Below are 6482 nucleotides of genomic sequence, written 5' to 3' on the forward strand. Positions count from 1 at the left end.
GCGGGCGCGGCTGGGAGGCGTGTTCGCAAGCGCGAGAGGGGAGAGTTCGGGTTATCGCGGCTGGAAGCCGCTCCTACGAGGGTGGGGTGTGCCGGCGGCGCCGGCGGCGCCGGTCGTGCAGGAGTACGCCGAGATAGATCGCAAGGACGACCTGCGTGGCCGGGATGTGCCAGCTGAAGTCGCCGAGGCTCACCAGCGCCAGTGCCGCGAGGCCGGCGTAGAGCGCGACGCGCTCGGTGCTGAGGTATGCGGACCTGAGCAGACCGATGATGACCACCAGCAGCAGGGCACCCCCGACCAGGCCCATCTCGAGCAGCCACTGCAGCAGATCGTTGTGCGCGTAATCGTACCAGCCACTGATGTGAGCGGGCTGAATCTGCTTGAACGCGGCCTCGAAGCCCCCGAGGCCGATGCCGTGGAGATACCAGCGGGCGGGAAACTCCTGCACCATCAACACAAAGACCTCCAGGCGGCTCTCCTCGAGATCCGTGGCCACCAGGCGCTCCGCGAGCGGCATCAGACCGTACCAGGCGGCCGCGAGCACGGCCGCCACCACCGCGACATAGACCGGCCACACCGAGTGGCCGCGCAGTACGTGACTGTGCCGGGACCACAGCACCAGCCCGACCAGCACCCCGACCACGGCCGCCGCACTCCCGAGCCTCGAGGCGCTGGCAAACAGGGCGGCGCCGAGCACCGCGGCCGTCATGATGCTGCCCGCCGCCTTGAGCTCCCGGGGCAGCCGCCCCAGCAGCGGCATGCCCCGGATCCACCATACGGCCACGCCCAGCGGCCACAGCAGCGCGAGGTACGCGGCGAAGAGGTTGCGGTTGCTGAAGGTCCCGTGCACGAAGTCCGGGTTGTGGCGGCCCCAGATGCCCAGGATGTTGTCGACCCCGGCGGCGTGCGCCGTGACGCCGTACATCGCCTGGAACAACGCCATCGCCACCAGCGCCAGCCAGATCCAGTTGCGCTGCGATGCGCGCAGGCCGCAGGCGACCCAGGCGATCGTGAACAGGGCCACGAAGGTCGCCCAGCCGCGCAGGCTGGCACCGATGTCCGGCGACCAGTGCCGGGCCGAGAATTCCGGGTGGTCGAGAAGGCCCTCCGGGTAGGGGCCGAAGGCAGCGGCCAGCGGTGGCAGCGGCAGCACCTGTAGCAGCACGGTGCCGGTGAAGACGGCGCCGAAGGCCAGCCAGGCCCGGTTCGGCGGTGGCAGCGCGCCGCGCAGGGGCAGCGTCGCGAGCAGGCCTGCCAGCAGGGCCCCGCCCACCAGCAGCAACTGGCTCGCGGTGAGCGTCAGCGGCGTGCGGTTGCCCATCATCAGCGGCAGTGCCAGGGCCACCGCCACCAGGACCAGGGTCGCGGCATGGGTCCCGAGCCCCGCGGGTGTCTCGCTCCGGCGTCGCCTGCGCGGCTCGGGAATGTCTTCAGTAATCGATGCCGGCAATGTGCCACTCCTGGTTCTGCGGGATCAGCCGGTAACGGATCGGTCCGCTCATCGCGACCTGGCGCCCGCCGGGGTAGTGAATCTCCAGATCGAATCGACCCGACACGATCCAGGCGTCGCCATCCGGCTCTGCCATCTCCATGTCGACCTGCAGGCTGCGCAGGTCGGAGCGGCCGAAGATACGGGTATAGGTTCTGCGGAACCAGTCCCGTCCCTGGTCGGCGTTCTCGCGCGGCTGATCGCTCAGCAGGCGCATCAGCGTCTGGATGTCGCCCTCCGCGAAGGCGAGCTGGTACTGGCGGATCACGTCGGTGACCTGCTCCGGTGCATCGTGGCCGGATGCCGGATCGATGGCATCGGCGGATCCGCGCTCCGGCGCCCGTCCATCGGCCGCGTCGCTACCGGGGGCCGCGGGCCGTTCGGGCCTGTTGGTTGCGGCCTCGGAAACCGCGTCGAGGGCCGCACCCTGCCCCTGCGCCTCCCGCTGCTCGGCCTGCGCCCAGCGATTCGGCGCCTGGGCAATGTAGACCTGGGCCACGACGGCCAGCGCCAGAATCGCCGCCAGGCCGACCAGCTTCGCCTCCAGGTGCCGCACCCCTTGCAACTGGTTCTGTACCAGCATCCTCAGGCCGGCACCCAGGCCGATCCTGCGCCCCCACCATCGGGGCTGTCCTCCCGAGTGGCCCAGCCTCGGCTGCGGCGCGAAGCGTTTTTCCGGGGCCTCGCGAAACCGCCGGTACGAGCGTTGCACCGCCTGGAACCGCGGCGTGAGCCAGCCCGCGAGCGCCTCGGAACGATCCGGGTGGAAGGCCGCCAGCAGGCGCCGGTACTGGATGCGGCGCTGGACCACGTCCCCGCCCAACCCCGCCGCCGCTTCGCGCAGCTCGTCTTCCGCGAACAGGAAGCGGTCCAGCTGCCAGTAGACCTGCTCCAGCAGGAAGGGCTCGGCCCCGGGTGGTCCCAGCAGCGGCGTGAGGCCACCCTCCGCCCCGCCGCGGCCACTGACCCACGCGAGAACCGCGCGCAGCTCCGCCTCGTTCAGGCGCTCGACCTCGACCAGGCGCAGGCTCAGGGCGAGATCGCGCAGGTCGTTCCCGTCGAGTTCCATCCGAAGTCAGTCCGTCGCGGGTGCGGTCACCGGCTCGAGCCGCAGCGCATCCAGCCAGAGCTGGCCGGAAAGGAAGCGGTCGAAGTCGCGGCGGGTCGGGTCGCGGCGGATCTGCAGCTGCAGGAGCGCACCGTCTCCCGAGGTCTCGACATCGAGCGCGAACGGGGTCCAGTCGAAGCTCGTCGCCGGGACATCGAGCCGATCGCGGCCATCCTCGCCGGAGAGCAGGAGATACGGGAGGCTCGCGGTCGTCAGGCCCTCGGCGCGCCACTGGCCGGTGAGGATCCAGCGGTTCGCCCCCGGCGGCGTCGGTATCCGCAGTCCCAGCCCGCTCACCCGGAGGTTCTCCCGGCCATCAAAATCGAGGCGCAGGCTGGCCGGAGCGGTGACGAATTCCGCCTCGTCGCGGCTCACCCGCGCGCCGGCCGGCAGCCGGGTCCGCCAGGTGAATCCGCGTCCCGGACCCAGTTCGCGCTGGAAGTCCGCGTTGGGAACGGCACCGGGACGGTCGTCGGGAAGGCTGGCCTGCCAGGCGGCCATCGCGCGGTCGAGCTCTCCCTCATCGAGGGCAACGTCCACGAAATCGAACAGGGCCGGATCATCCGGCGGCCGCGGGTGCGGCAACCGCCGCCAGGCCTGCTCGGCCAGGTCCAGCCAGACCACACGGCGCGCAAAGTCGAGGGCCGCGAGCAGATATTCCTCCTCGGCGGGCAGGATCCGCTCGATCAGCTCGGCGGCATCGGGAATCCAGAAATAGGCCGCGGTCAGGGCCTCCCGGGTCCGGTGGGCGGGCTGTTCCCGCAGCCAGTCCCGGAGGTATCGCTCCGCCAGGTCGTAGCGGCCGAGATCGACACTCAGGGACACCGCCTCCCATTTCACCGCCGGCTGCGCCGGCTGCACCGCCAGGGCGGCCTGCAGATGCTCGAGAACCCGCGTTGGGCACGCGCCGGCGTAATGGGCGTTCAGCGCACGGCTGAACCAGCGGGAGGGAGCAAGCGGGTAGCGCTGCAGCTGCCAGGCGAGCACGGACTCCGCCGCGTCGGGCTCCAGCCCCAGGGTGTCATCGAGCGTCGACGCCAGCGCCTGGCCGCTGAGTCCGCCCCAGGGCTGGCGCACCACGAGTTCCGAGAGAGTCTCCGCGGGGCGCTCCCACTGGAGGCTGCGCAGGGTCTGGTATTCCACGAGCGCCACGCCCAGGGCGGCAACGCCGGCCAGAGGGAGCACCAGCCAGCGCAGCACGAGAGGGACCGGGACCACGTAGCGGCCGACCGATCAGGAGGCCTTGCGGTGCGGAACTTCTTCCGGCTCCCGGTGGCTCTTGTCCGGCTCGTAGTTGTAGTAATAGGCCGAGTAGTAGGAGTATTCCGGGCTCTCGAGGTCGACCCGGTTCAGCACCACCCCGATCAGCGGCGCCTGAACCTGGCGCAGGCGCTGCACCGAGACACGGAAGTTCTCCTTGCCGGTCTGGCCCGCCGCGGCGACCAGCACGACGCCGTCCACCATGCGCGATGCCACCACCGCGTCGGCGAGCCCGAGGATCGGCGGCGCGTCCACGATCACGTGATCGAAGATCCGGCGGCAGTCGTTGATCACCTTCGCAAGCTGACGGGAACTGAGCAGTTCGGCCGGGCTCGGCGTGGCATGTCCGGCGGGCATCACGGACAGCCCCTCGAGATCGGTACCGTGAATCAACGGATGCTCCGGCTGCTGTCCGCGGCTGACCTGCGAGATGCTGTCGGTCAGCCCCGGCGCGCGCGGAATTCCGAAATCGCGGTGCAGCGTGGGCCGGCGCAGGTCGGCATCGATCAGCAGCACCGAGGCGCCGTTCTGCGCGAGCACGGTCGCGAGGTTGATCGCGGACGTGCTCTTGCCCTCCCCCTGCGAGGAGCTGGTGAACAGGAGAACCCCGGGCATGCCGTCCGGCGTCGAGAACATCAGGCTGGTGCGCAGGGAGCGGAAGGCCTCCGAGACGGCCGACTTGGGTTGCGTGACGCTGTAGTGGGAGAGCGCCCGGTCGGGCCTCCCCTTCGTCGCGTTCGCCCGCTTGCCGCGCGCGCGCACCAGCGGAATCAGCCCCAGCACCGGACGGTCCACCAGGCGCTCGATGTCCTCGGTGCGGCGGATGGTGCTGTCGAGGAACTCGAGCAGCAGCGCGAGCCCGATCCCGATCATCAGGCCGAGCATCGACGCGATGGCCAGGTTCTTCTGCAGCACCGGCCGGAACGCGCCCCCCGGTACACTCGCCTCGTCGATGACCGAGATGTTGGACTTCTGCACCCCCGCAGCCACGCCGACTTCCTTCATCCGCTGCAGCAGGGCATCGTGGAGTTCCCGGTTGGTCTCGTACTCGCGGCGCAGGATGTTGTACTGGACGCTGCGCTCGCTGAGCGCCATCAACTGCTCCTCGCGACGCTCGATCGCCCCCTCCAGGGAGGCCTCCTCGGCGCGCAGGGATTCGAGCCGTCCGGAGATGCTGCCCACCACCCGGGCCTGCTCCGCCGACACCTCCTCGCGCAGGGCCTCGACCTCCCGGCCTCTCTCCGCCATCATCGGGAAGCTGTCGGTGTACTGCTCGGAGAGGTTGCGGTACTCGATCCGGGCGTCCTGCAGCCGGGCCTGAAGCTCGGTCAGTCGTTCGTTGCCCGCCACCGGCTCCAGGTGCTCCACTTGCCCCTGCCGTGCCAGTTGGTCCCAGCCCTCGAGCCGCAGCCGTTCGCGCCGCACCTCCTCCAACCGCTCGGTGTTGCTGCGCAGCCCTTCGCGGGTCAGTTCGATATTGGCTTCGAGATCGGATACCCGCGCCTCGCGGGCGAACTGGGCCAGCGCCCGGTCCGAGCGCTCCAGCGCGATGCGCATCTCGTCGAGCTGCCCCTCGAGGAAGCGCCGCGCCTGGGTGCCGGAATCGAAGCGGCGCTGCATGGAGGTATCGATGTATTCGCGTACCACCGCGTTCGCCAGGCGTGCGGAGAATTCGGGATCGAAGCTGACAGCCCTGACCCGCACCACGTGGGTGTTGCGCACGGGTTCGATCTCGATCAGGCGCTGCAGCCGGCTTGCAGCAGCAAAGGTTGCGTCACGCCCGGAACGCTCCGCCCCGGATTCTGCCTCGCCGCCACGTTCCGAGGCCGGAAAGACGCTGGACAGCAGCAAACCCGTGAGTGCCCGCAGTTCGCCGGTCAGACTGCGCTGTCGCATCTCACCGGTGAGCTCGGGGTGATCCTGCAACTGCTCGGCCTCCACCACCGCCGTTGCCAGCGCGCGGCTGCGCAGGATCTCGTACTGACTGGCTCGGTATTCCGCGGAACCCCTGCCGGAGGTCTGCTCGAGATCCGCAAAGGCAAGGACCTGGGCCGCCTCCGGCTCGATCAGCACCAGCGCGGTGGCGCGGTACTCGGGCACCTGCAGCTTGGTGACCATGAAGGTCGCGGTGACGACGATGGCCAGCAGGGCAATGATCAGCCACTTGCGCTTGACCAGGATCTTCCAGTACTCGCGCAGGTCGATGCTGTCGTCATCGTCGGGCGGAATCGGGGGCGCCGTCCGCGCCGGTTCGTACGGAATCATCGGGCCGTCGCCGCCCGGGACGGCCCGGAGGGGGTGGGTCTTCGCGTCGCGCTCGTCGCCTGAGGCCATCGGTGTTCTCAGTTGCTGCCCGGGCTGCGGTTCCTGCGTACAGGCACAAGTCCCCCGGGACATGAAGGGACCGGGGACCGACGATCCGAGCACGCGCAGCAAATCACGCGGGACTTGCCGGGAAGACGCCGCTCATCCGGTGATGCAAGCCAGTGATTGATATTGCTTCTCCCGCGGACACTACGCATCCGCAGCCCTCTCTCGTTCAGGAGCCTCAAGGGGGCCGAACCCGGTCCCACCCCCTTGGCTCAGCCCCCTGTGGTCGTCCGTCCCCTTTGATCCACTCAGGGG

General features: G+C 69.8%; 4 protein-coding genes. All 4 read right to left on the reverse strand.

Annotation, left to right across the window (positions count from 1 at the left end; translation table 11 throughout):
• Positions 1–73 precede the first annotated feature (73 nt).
• From ACESMN_RS11890 to ACESMN_RS11905, 4 genes are read right to left on the reverse strand one after another with little or no spacing between them, the layout of a single operon-like run.
• Positions 74–1450, reverse strand: a complete 1377-nt coding sequence (locus ACESMN_RS11890) for an O-antigen ligase family protein (RefSeq protein ID WP_373053819.1) — start codon at positions 1448–1450, stop codon at positions 74–76.
• The gene (locus ACESMN_RS11895) at positions 1431–2558 is read right to left on the reverse strand and encodes a DUF4440 domain-containing protein (RefSeq protein ID WP_373053820.1); all 1128 of its coding nucleotides are present in this window, start codon (positions 2556–2558) and stop codon (positions 1431–1433) included. The genes ACESMN_RS11890 and ACESMN_RS11895 overlap by 20 nt, the downstream gene beginning before the upstream one ends.
• A 6-nt stretch (positions 2559–2564) precedes the next feature.
• Positions 2565–3815, reverse strand: coding sequence for a hypothetical protein (locus tag ACESMN_RS11900; protein ID WP_373053821.1), 1251 nt, complete (start codon positions 3813–3815; stop codon positions 2565–2567).
• A 15-nt stretch (positions 3816–3830) separates the two neighbouring features.
• Positions 3831–6191, reverse strand: a complete 2361-nt coding sequence (locus tag ACESMN_RS11905; RefSeq protein WP_373053822.1) for a GumC family protein — start codon at positions 6189–6191, stop codon at positions 3831–3833.
• Positions 6192–6482 lie beyond the last annotated feature (291 nt).

Origin of the sequence: Thioalkalivibrio sp. (assembly GCF_041690275.1) — a bacterium.
GTDB lineage: Bacteria > Pseudomonadota > Gammaproteobacteria > Ectothiorhodospirales > Ectothiorhodospiraceae > Thioalkalivibrio.